8 protein-coding genes and 2 pseudogenes are annotated in these 16,519 nt (G+C 55.0%); 2 read left to right on the top strand and 8 right to left on the bottom strand.

All coding sequences use genetic code 11. From position 1 onward, the window contains the following. Positions 1–71: 71 nt before the first annotated feature. Positions 72–999: pseudogene (locus ASF94_RS02010) on the bottom strand (peptidoglycan-binding protein); the annotation flags it as partial. A gap of 165 nt (positions 1,000–1,164) precedes the next feature. Then, positions 1,165–1,281: pseudogene (locus tag ASF94_RS21950) on the bottom strand (peptidoglycan-binding protein); the annotation flags it as partial. A 326-nt stretch (positions 1,282–1,607) separates the two neighbouring features. Between ASF94_RS21950 and ASF94_RS02000 the strand changes: the two are divergent. Both ASF94_RS02000 and ASF94_RS20585 read left to right on the top strand, forming a co-directional pair. Beyond that, positions 1,608–3,614, top strand: a complete 2,007-nt coding sequence (locus ASF94_RS02000; protein ID WP_056660682.1) for a tetratricopeptide repeat protein — start codon at positions 1,608–1,610, stop codon at positions 3,612–3,614. Between the two features lie 17 nt (positions 3,615–3,631). Further along, entirely contained in the window at positions 3,632–5,515 is a 1,884-nt protein-coding gene (locus ASF94_RS20585) for a glycosyltransferase (protein WP_082492907.1), read from the top strand. Positions 5,516–5,722: 207 nt separating this feature from the next. On the opposite strand, the gene ASF94_RS01990 is transcribed toward ASF94_RS20585, so the two are convergent. From ASF94_RS01990 to ASF94_RS20580, 6 genes are all read right to left on the bottom strand, one after another. Further along, the gene (locus ASF94_RS01990; protein WP_056660673.1) at positions 5,723–7,078 is read right to left on the bottom strand and encodes an IS5 family transposase; all 1,356 of its coding nucleotides are present in this window, start codon (positions 7,076–7,078) and stop codon (positions 5,723–5,725) included. Positions 7,079–7,191: 113 nt separating this feature from the next. Continuing rightward, complete coding sequence (locus ASF94_RS01985; protein ID WP_235505215.1) at positions 7,192–7,614, bottom strand: transposase; 423 nt, start codon at positions 7,612–7,614, stop codon at positions 7,192–7,194. A 192-nt stretch (positions 7,615–7,806) separates the two neighbouring features. Further along, positions 7,807–13,158 carry a glycoside hydrolase family 99-like domain-containing protein gene (locus ASF94_RS01980; RefSeq protein ID WP_056660837.1) on the bottom strand — a complete coding sequence of 1,784 codons (5,352 nt, stop codon included), beginning with the start codon at positions 13,156–13,158 and terminating at the stop codon, positions 7,807–7,809. Between the two features lie 4 nt (positions 13,159–13,162). Then, positions 13,163–14,494: an ABC transporter ATP-binding protein gene (locus tag ASF94_RS01975; protein WP_056660670.1), complete on the bottom strand. Its 1,332-nt coding sequence runs from the start codon at positions 14,492–14,494 to the stop codon at positions 13,163–13,165. Continuing rightward, the gene (locus ASF94_RS01970; protein ID WP_056660668.1) at positions 14,484–15,302 is read right to left on the bottom strand and encodes an ABC transporter permease; all 819 of its coding nucleotides are present in this window, start codon (positions 15,300–15,302) and stop codon (positions 14,484–14,486) included. The genes ASF94_RS01975 and ASF94_RS01970 overlap by 11 nt, the downstream gene beginning before the upstream one ends. 129 nt (positions 15,303–15,431) lie before the next feature. Further along, the gene (locus tag ASF94_RS20580) at positions 15,432–16,514 is read right to left on the bottom strand and encodes a glycosyltransferase family 2 protein (RefSeq protein WP_235505214.1); all 1,083 of its coding nucleotides are present in this window, start codon (positions 16,512–16,514) and stop codon (positions 15,432–15,434) included. Between the last annotated feature and the right edge of the window lie 5 nt (positions 16,515–16,519).

Raw genomic sequence — 16,519 nt, 5'->3', positions numbered from 1 at the left:
AAGACCCGGCCAGGGCCGGGTCCGCTCGGTGCAGCCGGCGCGCAAGCGATGGCTGCGCGCCGGAGGGTCGGTCAGCGCGACAGCGCGTCCTGCGTCGCCGTATCCAGGCGCCCGGTCACCGCAATGCCCTTGTCCTTCTGGAACTCGCGCAGCGCCTTGGTCGTGCGCGGGCCGGACGCGCCATCCGGCGTGCCCACGTTGTAGCCCAGCGCGGAGAGGCGCTCCTGCGCCTGGCGCATGGACATCGAGGCACCGGCCTTGGTCTGCGAGGGCGCAGCCGCCCCGTCCACCGACAGGCGCCCGCCGCCGCCCAGGCCCTGGCCCTGCACGCTCTGCGCCTTGTAGTTGCGCAGCGCCACGACCATCTGGTTGTACGCGTCCATGAAGGCGGCCGTCAGCACCTTGCCCTGGGCGGTGTTCTGGTAGCCGCCGAGCGAGCCGCCCGCCGAGCCGCCAAAGAGGCCGCCGAATCCGGCGAAGTCGCTCTTGGACGCGCTGCCTTCGGAAGCCGACACCTGCACGCCCGAGCGGTTGTCCACCAGGGTCAGCATGGCGCTCGCCTCGCGCGTCTTCATGCTGCCGCCGATGGCGGCGATGGCCGCACCGCGCCCGCCGCCCAGCAAGCCCCCGAGGGCYCCGCCGATGCCGCCCGCGTCGGAATTGGAGAAGATGATCTCGGGCGARAGGCCGTAGTCGGAGGCGACCATCTGGCCCTGGCCGAAGTTGCTGCCCCCGCGCATCTCGCCGGAGCCCATCAGCTGGCGCTCGCGGTCCATGGCGCGCATGCCCGAGGCGCTGCGCTCCACGACGATGAAGCAGTTGGACTGCTGCACCAGCAGGCGCAGCAGGTTGGAGGTGGGAGGCAGGCGGTATTCGTTGCGCAGGATGGTGTACCAGCCGGCGTCCTGGTTCTCGACGAGGGAGACGGTGCCGAGGGGGGCGGCGCACTTTTGCAGCTCGCTGCTCTCGCCGGAGTGCGTTCGGTCTGCGTTTCACCAGNAAGGACAAGGGCATTGCGGTGACCGGGCGCAGCAGGTTGGAGGTGGGAGGCAGGCGGTATTCGTTGCGCAGGATGGTGTACCAGCCGGCGTCCTGGTTCTCGACGAGGGAGACGGTGCCGAGGGGGGCGGCGCACTTTTGCAGCTCGCTGCTCTCGCCRGAGGCACTGGCGCCGCCGGCAGCGCCGGTGGCGACGGTCTTGGCGTCGGGGCTGCCCATGCGCATGTTGGTKGTCTCGCAGCCGGCCAGCAGCAGGGTGGCGGCGCAGGCCGTGGCCAGCAGGGTGAGTCGCGCGCTGCCGGACGAAGGACGGGCGCAGAAGCGGGCGGACGATGCGGACGAAGCGGACGAGATGGACGAAGCGGGCAGTGAGGTGGACGTCATGGAATCAGGGCGGCGGTGAAGCAAAGCGCAGAAAGGTAGCGGGCGCGGCACCCCCCGGGCACCCCACCCAAGGGGGGTTGGTGTAACCGGACAGTGGATATCCACCCGGCCCTGTCGGCCGAGGACGGGCCTGGACGCGAGACGCGATGCCGTAAACTCCGCCGCACGATCTGCGGGGGGTTGGGCTTGCGCGGAATGTGAATGACTCACAAACATTAAAGACCATGGCCAAATCGTCCAAAGCGTCGTACATCTTCGCTATCGCCTTGACTGCCGCCGTGCTGGCGATCTATCTCCCCGGGCTGCACAACCAGCTGCTGTTCGACGACCTTCGATTGACCGAAGGCCTGATCTTCAACGAATACGGCGACCTATTTCGCTTCAAGCAGCGGATGCTTTCCTATGGCACCTTCGTCTGGGGCCAGGACCTTTTTGGCGAAGGCTGGTGGAAGCAACGCGCCGTCAACGTCGCCCTGCATCTTGGGGTGGTGGCAGCGATCTATGGACTGGTGCGAGCGCTGCTGACGCACACCCGCTTTCCGGAAGAATTCGAGGCCCAGCCTCACTTCTTTTCATCGCGCCGTGCGGCGCTGCAGGTCGGCGTTGCGGTCTTCGCGCTGAACCCGGTGGCCGTCTACGCCGTGGCCTACCTGATCCAGCGTTCCATTCTCATGGCGACGTTGTTCGCGGTGCTGGCCTGCTGGTTCTTCGTCTGCGGGCTGCAGCGTGGGCGGGCTGTGGGCTGGTATGCCGCGGCCATCGTCAGCTATGTGGCTGCGGTTCTCTCGAAGGAACACGCCGTGATGGTGGCCGCGATGGCGGTGCCGCTCTATATCCATGTGCGCCGGCCCAGCTGGAAAACCGTCGCCATCATCGGTGGTGCTTCGTTCGCCCTGATTCTGTTGGCCGCCGCCGTGCTGTTCGGCATTTACGGCGAATTCATCGGCAAGGCCTTCGATCAGCGCTCAATCGATTTCGCGCGGCAGCTGGAACAGCTCAGCCCGGGCATCACCCAGCGCATGTACCCGCTGAGCATCATCAACGAAGCCGCGCTGTTCTTCGCCTATGGGTTCCTCTGGTTCATTCCGAACGTGATGTGGATGTCGGTCGACCTGCGGCCGGCTTTCCCCCTGTCGTATGGGTCGTTCCCCCAGATTCTGGGCGTGGTCGGGTACCTGGCACTGCTCTGCGCCGCCATCTGGAGCGTGATGCGCCGGCGGGGCGTGCTGAGTCTGGCCGGGGTGGCACTGCTCTTTCCGCTGCTGCTCTATGTGACGGAATTCGCCACCGTCTGGGTGCAAGACCCCTTCGTGCTCTACCGCAGCTACCTGTGGGCGATCGCCGTCCCGGTGCTGGTGTCCATCGTCCTGACCGGGCTGCAGCCTCGCACCATCTACATCCTGGGCATCGCAGTCGGTATCGGCCTCGGACTGCTGGCCTTCGAGCGGGTGATGTCCTTGCGCGACGACGCCGCCGCATGGGGCGATGCGGCCGAGAAGATCGACATGACGGCGCCACCCAACGCCGTGGGCCGCTGGCGCCCGTTCCTGAACCTGGGCGCCGACCAGCTCGACCGCGGCCTGGTGGCCGAAGCGCAGCGCAACCTCCTCAAGGCAGACGCGCTGGGCGCACTCAACGGCGCCGCCCGGTTCAACGTGGGCGTTGCGCTGCAGCAGCAGAAAAAGCACGCGGAAGCCATTGCGGCCTGGGTCGAAGCAGAAAAACAGGGTTTCAAGGATCTGCCGCTGTACTACCACCGGGGCGAATCGGAGTTCGCACTCGGCCAGTTCGCGGCAGCGTATGAAAGCTTCAACCGGGGCATGCAACGATCGGCAGAAGGCGTGACTGGCGACGACGTGACGCGCATGCGCGAAGCCATGCGCCTGCGCCGCGCAGAAGCTGCCATTGGCGCCAATCGCTTCGACGAAGCCCTGCAGGACTTCGCCGTGCTGCGCCAGACCGAGGGCTTCAGCCAGCGCGTGTTGCTGGGTACGGGGATGGCGCAGGTCGGCAAGGGGGAAACCCAGGCCGCGCTGGCCACCTTCGACCAGATCATCGCGAAGACCCCCAATGCCGCCGTAGCCTATTACGGACGTGCCATGGCGCTGCGCGGAGCAGGCCGCAGCAGCGATGCGGTCAAAGCGATGGACCGGGCGATAGCGCTCGACCCGCGCAACCCGCAGTACCCGCAGGTGCGGGCGCAGATTGCCGATTCTGGCAAAAAGCCCTGAGCGGGAGCAGCAGACCCATGGCTCTGCGCATATTGCATGTCGGGAAATACTTGCCCCCTTATCGGGGCGGCATGGAAGTTTTTTTGGACGACCTGCTTCAGGAGCAGCGGCGTCAGGGCATCGACGCCCATGCCTTAGTTCACGGCGACCCGCTGCCTGAGGACCCACCCTGGGTAGAGCGGGTGCCGGTGCAATTCAACCTGAGCTATGCACCCATCGCGCTCAATTTCCGGCGCGCCCTGAGTCGCGCGATTGACCGCGTCCAGCCAGATGTGCTGCATATCCACATGCCGAACAACTCGGCCTTGTGGGCACTGACATTGCCGAGCGCGCGGAAGGTGCCGTGGGTGGTGCACTGGCATTCCGATGTGGTGGTTTCCAACATCAAATGGTCAGTGGCCCTGGCATACCTTGTCTACCGCCCATTCGAGCAGGCGCTGCTTGAGCGATCGCAACAGATATTCGCCACCTCCCCACCCTACCTGCAGGCCAGCCCTGCTCTCAGACCGTGGCGCGACAAGTGTGAGGTCGTGCCGCTGGGAATCAACCTGAAGGCGCCCGCCCCTGCCCCGCTGTCTAACGCCCCGCCGGGTGCGCCTGCCAGCCCCAGCTGGCAACCAGATACACAGTTCAAACTGCTATCTATAGGCCGCCTGACATATTACAAAGGCTTTGAGACCCTGATTCACGCCGTGAGCGAACTGCCGGGGGTCGAATTGCTCATTGCGGGTGATGGCGAGCTGCGCGACGAGTTGCAAGCGCTGATCGAACGCCATCGACCTCAGGGACAGCAGCCCGCACGCGTGCATTTGCTGGGCGCTGTGGACGAGACGCTGAAACACGCGCTGCTGGAAGGGTGCGACCTTTTCTGCCTGGCGTCGCGCGAACGCACAGAAGCGTTTGGAATCGTCTTGCTGGAGGCCATGCAACACAGTCGGGCGTGCCTGGTGACAGACTTGCCAGGTTCTGGCATGCCATGGGTGGTTACACAGGCGCGGGGAGGCATGCACGTTCCTTTCGAGGATGTTGCCGCATGGCGCAGTTCCATTGCTCGCTTGCATCATGACGTGGAGTTGCGTCACAAATTCGCGAGAAACGGTGCGGCCTCTCTCCGTCAGCTATTCAGCATCGAGCCTTGCGCAAGAACTATTACTCGCCACTATCGAGGCGTGGTTCCAAATATCTACAATGCAGATGCACGCAACGAAATTCTTGTAGTGATTTCAGCGCGTAATAACGAGCGCGACATTGCCCGCATTGTCAACAGTGTGCGCAGATCGGTAGGCGCAAAAGTGTTGGTTGTTGATAGCCGCAGCACGGACGCCACCGGTCACATAGCTCAACAATGTGGCGCAGTGGTACTTCGGCCATTGCTCGAAATGACCAGTTGGGGAAATTTACAAACTGGCCTTAGATACGCACGAAGTCGAGGCTTCGGTTGTGTGGTAACTATTGACACCGATAATCTCTACGACGTAGAGGAGTTACCGGAATTACTGGCTTCGAGCAAAAATTCGGACGTTGCCTTGGGTTATTTCCCAGAAAAAAATAGTTTTCTACGAACTGTCGCATGGATATGGCTGAGGTGGCTTACCGGCGTAAACCTCCGAGAATTTATAACCAGTTTTAGAGTTTATAACTGGCAGGCCATAAAAATTGCCGCCTCTGTGGAAGCGACCTTATTAGATTATCAAGATCTCGGTATGCTTATGCTTATGCAACGCGGGGGACTTCACATTGCCGAGGTGGGCCTAACCCTACGCACATCTAATTTAGCCAGATCAAAGATATTTAAGTCGTGGATCAACGCCGTGAGGTATATGGTTTTCTCTTCTTTATTAGCTATCGCACATTTTAGAAAGAGCGGAAAAACCAGACCGAGATCGGAAATTTCTTCTTAAGATAACTAGCCCTGCAGTTCGCGCCGACGCTCCCAAAAAACACCATTTGCCAATCAACTTGATAAATGGAATTATCTGAATGGGAGCAATTGGTGACCAAGCCACCTCCATGTGCCGACGAATTTTGCTAGGCTCCATCTTTTAAGAGAAAAGGACTGCGCCCGTCAACAGCTCATGATAAATAGTCCGCCCTGAACAATTCGGTTTTCAGCCGTAGGCAGATCTGTTGTTGAGCGAAGGGGCGCTCAACGCGGCAATGACCACCCGCATCGACAGCCCGAAGCGGGCGCATAAAAGCCGCAGCGCGGCCAGGATCAGGCGCAGGTTGTGCCCCGCGCCGCACATCAACGCATGCAGCGCATCCCCCAGCGCCCCCTTGAGCGGGTTGCGCGCGAGGCGCCCATCCATCTTCATGTGCCCGATGGCCGGCTCGATGGCGCTTCGTCGCTTGATCATGGCTTTGAGGGTTTTGGTGATGCCCCGCTTCTGCCCTGAGCGCAGGATGCGCACGCCCTCGATCTCCACGCCCTGGTAGCCCTTGTCCACGATGGCCGTGGCCGGCGGCTTGTCCGTGCCGGTGAGGATGCCCACTTGCTCCAAGGTCTCGGCCAACGTGTAGCCGTCGTAGGGGTTGCCAGGCATGGAGCGCATGCCCACCACCAGCCCTTCCTTGAGCGTGGTGGCGATGCTGACCTTCACGCCGAATTCGTAAGGGGTTCGGGCTTTGCCCTTGCTGATGCATTCCACCTCGGGTGCATGCAGGGCGTACAACTTGTTCTTGTCCTTCGTGCGTTGGGTCAGGATGCGGCCGGTGCGTTGCAGCAGTTCCTGAACCTTGGCCTGAACCGCTTCGGGCAGTACGTGCAGTTGGCGCTGCACCTCGTGGTGCACGCGGCCCACACGGGTGCGCAGCGTGCGCACCGCGCGGCGCATGCGCTTGAATTGTTTGGCGTGCGCGTATCGCCCGATCTGCGCGGCCAGGCGCGGGGCCACCCGGTTGTAGTTCTGGCGCAGCCGCAGCCCGTTCTCCTCGGCCACCTTGACCAGGTGCTGGCGGCTCCTGTCCAGCAAGCGGCTGTCGGTGGGATGGGCGATGGCCTTGGGCATGACGGTGGTGTCCACGATCACCTGCTGCACGCTGGCCTTCTGGATCACACCGCCCCGCCGGGCCGCATCGATGCTGGCCGCCAGCAGCGTCTCCACGCCTTCCTCGCCGATGCGCTTTCTCCAGCGCGTGAGGCTGGACGGGTCGATGGGGGCCTCGGTCTGCAGGTAGGTCTCGCCGCAGAAGAACTGCCAGTACGGGTTCTCCACCCAGGTATTCACCACGGCTTCGTCGGAGGCATCGAAGGTGTGCTGCAGGTACAGCAGCCCGGCGACCAGCCGGGGCGGCAAGGCGGGCCGGCCACGCCCGGAGGTGAAGGGCACCGCGAACGTGCGCTCGATCTCGCTCCAGTCGATCAGCGCGGCCAGCTTGACCAGCGGGTGCTGCATGTTGATCTGCTCGTCCAGCCTGGGACGGAACAACTCGGCTGTTTGTGGCTGCGAAGGCTTCGGACCCATCGGAATCCTCGGAGGAATTTGCAAGAAAACAGGGGCTGGCAGAACCATACCTTGCAAATCCTGCGCATGGCAAGCCGAAGAACTTCAAGTCAGATCAATGGCTTACGGGTTGTTCAGGGCGGACTGTTTAGGCGCTGGCGGGGCGCGGGCACCAGCGTGGCATTGATGGCATTTCCGCCCCGGGCGATGTAGCCGTGGCACTTCACTTGCGCATCCACCCCCAGGAACAACGCCGTCGCCCCATCCACGCCCAGGCGCTCGCCGAAGCGCCAGATCATGTTGCGGTCCGACACGTTCAACGCGTCTTGGAGCAGACAAAAGCGCTGATAGGTTGCCCGGTCCTGCAACGGATATACCATCTGCTCGTCCGACAGGTTATTCAGGCGCTTCAAGGGCAGGATGCGCACCATCGCCTCGGAAGGGTACGCAGGCAGGCCGCCTTTACCGCCGTCGCCACGCTCGATGAACGCACCCACCAGCCGCGCTAACTCCGCAAAGTCACTGTGCCGCGCGATGACCTCCAGCGGATCGCCCAACTCATCCCTTTTGTGCTGGCGCGAGGCCTCCGCAAACAGGCCGAACTTCAGGGCACTCCGGGGGTGGTCATGGCTACGGCGGACTCACGCGTTCTCAGTAAAAGAGAGAGGGGCTGGGTTCTGAGCGGTTCACCTATAGGACACCTTAAATAAAAATCGGATATATCTAGCGCAACTTTAAAAAAATCAAAATTAAGAAGTCAATTTTTTTCGCAACTCTTTTATCCTGCCCTCACATCTCAAATACTCTGCATTTGAGAAAAGCTGCTGTCGGAATTCTGGATCGCTGATTGCCAGCGTATGCTCCCGGTCGGAACTATGGATATAATCACCAATATATATATTCATGGAAAGACCATCCCAATCGGCATTGCGCTCACTGAAAATCTGCAAAGTTAGCAGATAATCCTCCATGTACTTCTGGTCTGGAAAATACTTCAAGCCAGATAAATCCATTTTGCTAATATCAAACAAAAAACTATGTAGAGGAGCATGATTACACCCGACAAAGTCTTTATACGAGTAGCCATATTGGAAAGCCTTTTCGCGTTTAACGAGAACTTTTTGGACTGACTCACGACTTGTGGAAAAAACCCGACCGAACGCCACGCTCTTGCCAGACGCCTTGATCCTATCGATAAGTGTGGCGTAAGCACTTGGGAATAGTAGGTCGTCGTAGTCCAAAAATGCACAGTACTGGGTAGCAACCTTCTTCAATGATTCGTTTAGCATAACTGACCGAAGGTCTCTAATACCATTGCTGGTCTCGTACCTGTGAATCATCGGGCAAACTCCTTCCGCCCAATGAAAGTTCGCCAAAATAGCGGTTAATTTCTCAGCTTTTAAATCGTTGAAATTCTGCGTCGCAATGAGCGGCAACACTGCACAATTCCTCATTGCATTTAAGCAAGATAGAGCGTTTTCTAACTCATCCAGATCAGCATCTTCATGAACTCTCACGATGGTAGTAACCATCGGTAGCTGGTCCGGCTGCACGGTGTCTGGTTTAATCTCAAAACACCAACTGTCCGTCCGCATTCTCACTGCAGTGTTACGACGCGCAATAAAATTCTTACCCAGATCAACCCTAATCGGAGCTTGCAGCAAAACAGAATTTGCTACTGCGCCATTTTTCGCCACTGCGGCGAGGTCAGAATTATCTCCGTAAAAATTAGGAACGACGGTAGATTTAAGACCCCAAGCAGTAGAAATCATCTTCTCGAGCACTTGCTTACTGAAGATGCAAGCTATGTTGATAGTAATGACAACGTCTGCTTCCTTTCTGCTCTCTACTTGAGCAGAGGGCAGTTCATATTCAAGCGAAGAATCGTCGCATCCAATGCGATATTTGCCGAAGATAGTCGATTTTCTAAGGCTATAGAGCAGTCTACGCCGAACACCTCTGTCTGTGTCGATTTGTCCTTTGACCGAAGGAGACAAATCGATGTGTACTCGCAGATCCTTAGGAAGCTCCGCATCGTAATTCAATTGACTTTCAAAGGAAATTCCAGAAAGCGCACGCCCAACCGAATTCAAATAACTATATCCATAGCGGGCATCGGGCTCCAGATGGGTGCCCTCCGCCCATTCATTCCACGCGTTCACGATCACAAAGCGACGATCCGATGGGAGGTTCGCCTCAGCGTCAGCTATCGCCTCCTCCATCCACCGCTGAAAGCTCTCAGGCGTACTACCGTGTAAAAGTAAGGCACCAGTACCGTAACGCGCAGTGTTGTCCCACATGGGTACTGTCGAACGGAAGTAATCGAAAGGTTTGCGATCGCGCTGTGCCGTGTAAAAATTTCGCACATCATCGTAGGACAGCACACCCCCCGTCATTGGCCAGTAAGCTTGCAACGATGAACGCTGGTCTTCTACGTTGCCGTCTGTCCAGTCGTGAAGAACACGTTCTGTGCCAGCATCCATCTGGAAATCATTTGGGTTGGTAGCTCCACGGGTGAGGACTGCGACTACGTACGGGATGTCGACACCTGCGCTCGCGCACTCTTCGGCCCAAATGCCTATGTATTCCGATGGATTTGGTATCGATGACGGTCGGTACACCATGAGCACCGGTCTCGTACCAACCCGGATATATCTTGAGTCTTTAAAGTATGGAATCAAATAGCGTATAAAAGCCTTGGCATCGTCTGCCGAGTACGTCTGGCCCAGCAAAATCTCGCGCTCATTTCCATCCCACCGGCGTGTCCAGTTTTCGTTAGCCCAGCAAAAGCAGAAGGGCATAGCGATATCTGGGTGAGAAAGCAGCATTTGAGCGGGCTTTTCTAAGATCATTCTCCCCGAGAACCAGTAGTGATAAAAGACCTGCCCATGCACTCCAGCTCGGCGCATTTCACTTACTTGCCTGCGCAGGACATCTGGCGAATCTAGCAAGTAATATCCGATATCAGAGTGCGGAATATGCTGTTGATAGTGACCTTTAAATAGAGGATTTGCCGCTCGCACCTTCGTCCATTCGGTAAACCCTGTGCCATGCCATTCGTCGTTTTCTGGCGTAGGATGAAACTGTGGCAGGTAATAGGACAGCACCCGCACGTCCTTATGCACAATTGATCTCGCATAGTTGACTTGCGGCTCATAGTAGGGGAAGTCAGCTACGCTCTCACGGGACTGAATCTGCAAGATCTTCCCAGACGGTGAATGAGCGAAGGCTGGGAGTACCGCATCCAATGCATCAGATAGATATTGCTCAGAGTCACCAGCATTATTACCCTCAGGATCTAAGCGCTGTACAGCCTCACGCATTTCACGCAAAACCGCTTTTTTTGCGAGAAACGCGTCATTACCGTGTAGATGCCAGCTTCCACAATCAGCAACTATATTTATATTGCCAGCCTTGATTAGACGTTCAACCCAGTCCTTCTTGGCTACCGATTTTGGTTCAGACTGAGCTAAGCGTCTTTCACCCAGTATCAGTGAGACTTCATCAGTCATCAACGCAACTAGGTGACTCAGTCTACCCCCGGTGCAGCCTTGCGGACCGATAAGGCTCTGCGGGGCGTGATTATCGCCCCCGACAAAGCTGAGATGACCAAACGTAGGATAATTGCTTAAATCGCGCCCGAAGCAATTTATCAGTGAAGCGAAAGGCCGGGCACTAGCAGATAATTTTACTACGCGAATGACCCCAGCAAGCGACAATGATTCTTTCAGAGTGCGAAGCAATACGTTTGCATCCTGATGACCGGCAACAGAAACGTAGAGATCGAATCCAAAAGGGATGGATTCTAATAGTCGAACCACCGTTAAGGCGTCGACCTGTTCACCGAGATAGCAGTGCAGGGCGAAATGTAAAGACTTTTCCGACTGCCCGCGCGGCTCGTTATCCCACCGTGGGTCAGGATAGTACGGTATGATTTGAGGAATATCATTTAACCGCGTCTCGGGAATGAGTGCAGACTGAATCGCCTCTTCCCCACGCTGCAATTGCCGGACATTTGACATACGCCAGCGGATACCCTCCATCCCTTCATTCCGCAACACCTTTATTGCTGTACGGAGCGTGGGAATTAAGCCACCACCGATTTTAATGGCATCAGGCAGCAATTTGGCTTCAATTACCTCTCCCCCGATACCAGTTGGCATCATGCGCAATGGACTTGTCAATCGCCAGATCTTGCTTGCTCGGATATCCTGTAGAGATTTTTGCAAATCGGCAATATCTTGATTTTTGCGAGCTATTTGATCATTCAATTGACCTATCTTCCATTCCAAATCTAGCTTGGATTGCGCTTGCCCCTCAAGTCGAAATTGCAGATCCCCTTTTTCTTCTTCCAAGCACGTAATTTTTAAGGCCAGAGCATCCGCACTGCTATCGTTCTCCGGATTGGGCTCGGCAACGCCCTTGATCGGTAGCGGTGAGTCAGCCCACCAATTGGCAAGTGATGCTACCGTCCGGCCTGTAGCTTCAGACTGTGCAGAGCTCTCCAGTTGGGCGAACGACTCGAGCGTCGCTGAATCCACCTCAAAACCTGCACTGAGGAAAGCTGCCAGAAAAAAATCTCGCCGGGTATTCCCAAATTTAATTTTCGGCTTGCCGAACTGCGTCACATTTTGAGTCAGTAGAAGTAGTGTGCGAAATAACAGCCAACCAACCGGCATTTCATGCTCTAGTATCCATTCACGATCAATTGCTTGATAGCTCCCGTGAGTGTCACGGATGATGTTCTGTGGGACTAAATCGAAACAATTTCCCGGCAGTAGTGAATGCACTGAGGCAACCAGATGGATCCGGCGGTCTGCAAACGCGATCTCGCTGACAATTGAGAGATATTGCTTTAGGAAGCTGCCCACTGCATCTATGGACCAGTCTTCGCGTGTCACCAGTTGAGTAAGTTCGCTTGATAGCAGTTGACCGTGAACATAAGAAGTCTGTCCGGGCAGTTGTAATGACAAGAGACATGGTTGCACATCTGTGGGAACCGGCTCAAGTAGATTGCAGTACACATCAATGCCGCCGCTCTCAGACCGCCGAAATATTGTCTGTTTACAATGACCGCGAGCGCGCCCGGTGCTGTAGTGGTATGCCAGCACGCCCGACTCCACTAACGGACGCCCTGAGTCGCCAGCGGCGATCAGAAACGAATTAGCAAGGTCAGTACCCAGTTGGTTTAGCATGACACTCGGCCAAGCCAGTTCTGGCGAGAATGTCGGCGCCTTCGGTAATTGTGGGTCGAGTCGCACACTTTGAGATGCAATAGCAGCTGCATCGAAATCATCACTCGCCATTCCGCCAGGCGTCAAAATCGATATCGGCAGCTTGTAGTCAGGCAAAGGTGACAGGAAATCAGCTCGGTTGAAACCTGCGCGGGACAGCATTTCAGCCAACACCTTCCGGCCATACGTTTGGGGCTCGTCACATCGGTACCGACCTTCGATTCCATACATCGGCACTCCCAAATGGTCCTCTGGAGCACCGGCCCAGTATTTGAGGCCTAGCTGATTTTCAATGGCAATAATCAATAGCCCGCCAGGCTGGAGCAGTGAACGGGCACGCCTCAACATTTCCAACGCTGGATTTTCCCCAGGAGTAAATTGGTTTGCGTATTCAAGGACGCCAATTAGAGTTATTACGTCAAACTTTTGTTCACAGGTAAACTGATCGAATCGTTCTGCGAGCACCTCGATATGCGGCAGTTCACGTGTCCTAGCACGTGCAATTGCCGCGCGTCGCGGCGACCCCTCCAGCGCCAAGACGTGAGCACCGCTCTCTCCGAGATATCGGGTAATGGCCCCACAACCAGCGCCGATCTCCAGAACCGCTGCGCCTGTCAGACGGTTGGCGAAGGGCCGAAGTAGATTGGCTCGACTGCTGCTTAGATGATACAGCGACGGCCAGTCAGTGATGTATTCCTTTAAGTTATCTGATAAAACACTTAAATCTTTTGCGTCAAGCATGACCTGCGCCATGCGCTGCTCAATCTCATCCCCATCACTGTAGGCGATACCGCCGTATCCTAAGGCAGTCCAAACACCGGTTTCCGGATGTTGCTGATAACCCAAACTTTCCAGCATTCTTTTCATAGCATTAACTCAGACTTATTTTGGCTTGCAGATTTACAAGCCCGTGAAAACTTGTTTCGTGGGAAATGTGAAGATGAATGGAATCATACCGGCGATCATGCGGCACAACATCTGCGCCCTCGCGACTGGCTAAACCTAATGACACAAAATAGTCTCCTGGCGCGAGATCACAACGAAACTTTATTTCTGCGACTGCGGTAGAGCCTTTCTGCCCGATAAACTCAAAACCCTCAACATTTAGCATTTCTGAGTTCGTCCCGTAAACTGTCACGCCTTCTTTGGTTTTAACGGTAAATCCGAGGATAGGACGTACCATGTGGGCTAGAAATTCGAGGGAAACTGCAAGGATCAACTTTTGGCCAGTCATTACCGATGAAGGGTATAGCTCCTCATCTGCGGACAAGAAGAAATCGAGGATGCGCCCGGACCCATCACCCCATCTAAACTCACCAACATTGAAATTCGGTCGTGTTGAGAATAAGTCGTCCGTCGAACTGACAGGATATTTATCCAAGTCAGTCAATCCGTTTACGTGCGCGACAACTCCGCCAGCTTGATGCGGTAGTTTTTGCTCCCGACCAAACAGAAGATCTAAGTAACGATTAACAATCCGACGGGGCTCACCCGTTTCTATCAAAATGCCATCGTTTATTAACAGCGCACGATTGCAGTGAGTTACAATCTGTTCGCTTGAGTGAGTAACCAACAGTATGCTTGTTCCACTATCTTTGAGCTTTTTAAGTCTGTCAAAACACTTTGCTTGAAATCTGGCATCGCCCACCGATAGTGCCTCGTCTACTATGAGTATGTCCGGCTCGATCTGGGACTGAACTGCGAAAGCGAGCCGCACAACCATTCCACTAGAGTAAGTTTTTACGGGCTGATCTATGAATTGCCCAATATCGGCAAAGCCAATAATGTCGTCAAACCTTTCTTCGATCTCTCGTCGATTCAACCCAAGTACACTTGCATTCATGTAGACGTTTTCACGACCGGTAAATTCTGGATTAAAGCCTGAGCCCAGCTCCAACAACGCAGCCACCCGCCCTTTTTTACTCACTTCGCCGGTCGTTGCACTTAAGGTACCGCATATGATTTGCAAGAGTGTTGACTTACCACTTCCGTTGCGCCCAATAATCCCAACCGTCTCGCCTTTCTCTATCGAAAAATTAATATCGCGAAGAGCCCAGAACTCTCTGTAGAATTTTTTTTCCTCGACACCAACGAGCTTGCGCAATCTGGGATATATAAATTGTTTGAGTCGATCGCGCGGCTGCTCATATATTTGAAAACATTTGCTCAACCGCTCAACGTGAATTGAATTGTCAGAGGACATCGGAAAATCCTTTGCGCGTCTTTTGAAACCAAGCAAAGCCTATCCATGCCAACGCAAACGACGCTCCCCAATATCCTGCAAGCAGCTTGAAGTCAGGATTGTTGCCAAAATATAGAATCGCACGGGCTTGTTCTATAACACCGGTCAACGGATTCAGATAAAGCAAATGCCGATAGTTCTCTGGCAATGACGTAATAGGATAAAAGATGGGGCTCATAAACATTAAAACAGCTATGATAATACCCACGAACTGCCCAACATCTCGCAAGTAGACTCCTAAGGACGAAAGCAGCCAGCTTAGTCCCACGACGAAAAGAGCAAGAGGAAACAAAATCAACGGCAGATAGAAAAAGGTGGCATGGGGAATCCCAAAAAATATTATATATGCCGCCAGCCACACTCCAATACTAATAACACCGTGGAAGAGCGCTGCTAGCAACCCTACAAAGGGCAATATCTCCAACGGAAAGACGACCTTCTTTACGTAGTTAACATTGGATAATATGAACGTCGGAGCGCGACTGACACATTCCGAAAAAATGTTAAATATAATCAGTCCCACAAACAACACCAAAGCGAATTCGGTTTTTGACTCCCCTCCAGCTGTCCAACGCGCTTTAAAAATCACACTGAAAACGAACGTATATATGACCAGCATGAAGACTGGGTTGAACAGCGACCACATTATCCCCATCGCCGAACCCCGATAGCGCCCCAAAATCTCTCGCTTTGCAGATGCCGCAATCAAATCCCGATTTCGCCACATACTCAAAAACATTTCTCGAGGTGTAGCACTAAATTCCTGCATTATCGAACCTTCTAGTCAAAATGTGCCTTGTAAACACACGGACCTGACCACGCGCGGCCAGTGCCATCGAGCGACAGTGCAAAAATAGAATCACAGCAAAAACACTCAATTCCATTTTTACAGCGGCGTTTATACTTTGCCACCTCTAAGCAAGGACAGGAGGTAACCTTTCCTGTAAAAGCGTTTTGTGATGCTTTCACCCAAATTAGGCCCACCCTCGGCAAGATATTCTTTTAACCGCCTTCTTTCTGATAAAAACTCAGGCATTTTTATTAAAACATCTCGATATATTTTTATTACTAACAATAAGTTACCAGAAACGGCGTATCGTGCGAACATAAACATATGCGCAGTGAGCAGGTACAAACACTTTCTTAGCAGTATATTTGCAGGAATTAGCTTGGCATGCATCCATATGGCATTCCGCAAACCATGATAGGCTATGAAAGAATTGTATGTTCCGCCGCTGCTTGCCTGACCCTCGTGCAAGGCAACCAGCCGATCCAAATAAATCGGCTTGTAACCTAGCAAAACTGTCCTGATCACCAAGTCTGTATCTTCACAATAGCAAAAATAACGCGGGTCAAAGCAATACCCGAAAGTTGTCTTTAATCGTTCGATCAACTTTCTCTGAAGCATGCTGCATCCTCCAGTGGGACCGAGGAACACATCGTCTAGTGTTTTCCGGTCGGCGGGCATCAAACTGGCATAGAGGGCGATGCCCAACGTGTCGACTTGTTCAGGGTGGGATAACTTGTGCATACGTCCACCAGCAATGCCGGCGTCATCTCCTGCTTTTTCTAACGCTTCCTTCAACAATGCAAGCATTGCAGGCTCTGCAACGGCGTCATTGTTCAACAACATGACGTAGTGGCATTCCGGATTTTGAAGCAGAAGATCGATTAGCACGTTACTACCCTGCGCAAAACCCAAGTTCGTCTCTGAACGAAAGATCGCGAAAGTGCCGGTTTCAGGAGACCGTGCGTGCTGAACTAAGCGTTCGTAGTCAGCTGAAGCCGATGCGTTGTCCAACACAAAAACCCAGTCTGGCGGAGTGCTCGATTGTTGAATTGACTCGAGGCAGCGCAACGTTTGCGCAGCTGTGTTGTAGTTGATTACCAACACCCCAATCCCTAGTCCGAGCGACTCACGCCCTTCAAGGCGCAGCCTTTCAGCTACCGTCTGCGCTTTCTGAACTTGTGCTTTGATCACGAATA

The organism is Acidovorax sp. Leaf160, assembly GCF_001424265.1.
GTDB lineage: Bacteria > Pseudomonadota > Gammaproteobacteria > Burkholderiales > Burkholderiaceae_C > Paracidovorax.
This window is presented reverse-complemented; position numbering and strand designations above follow the sequence as displayed.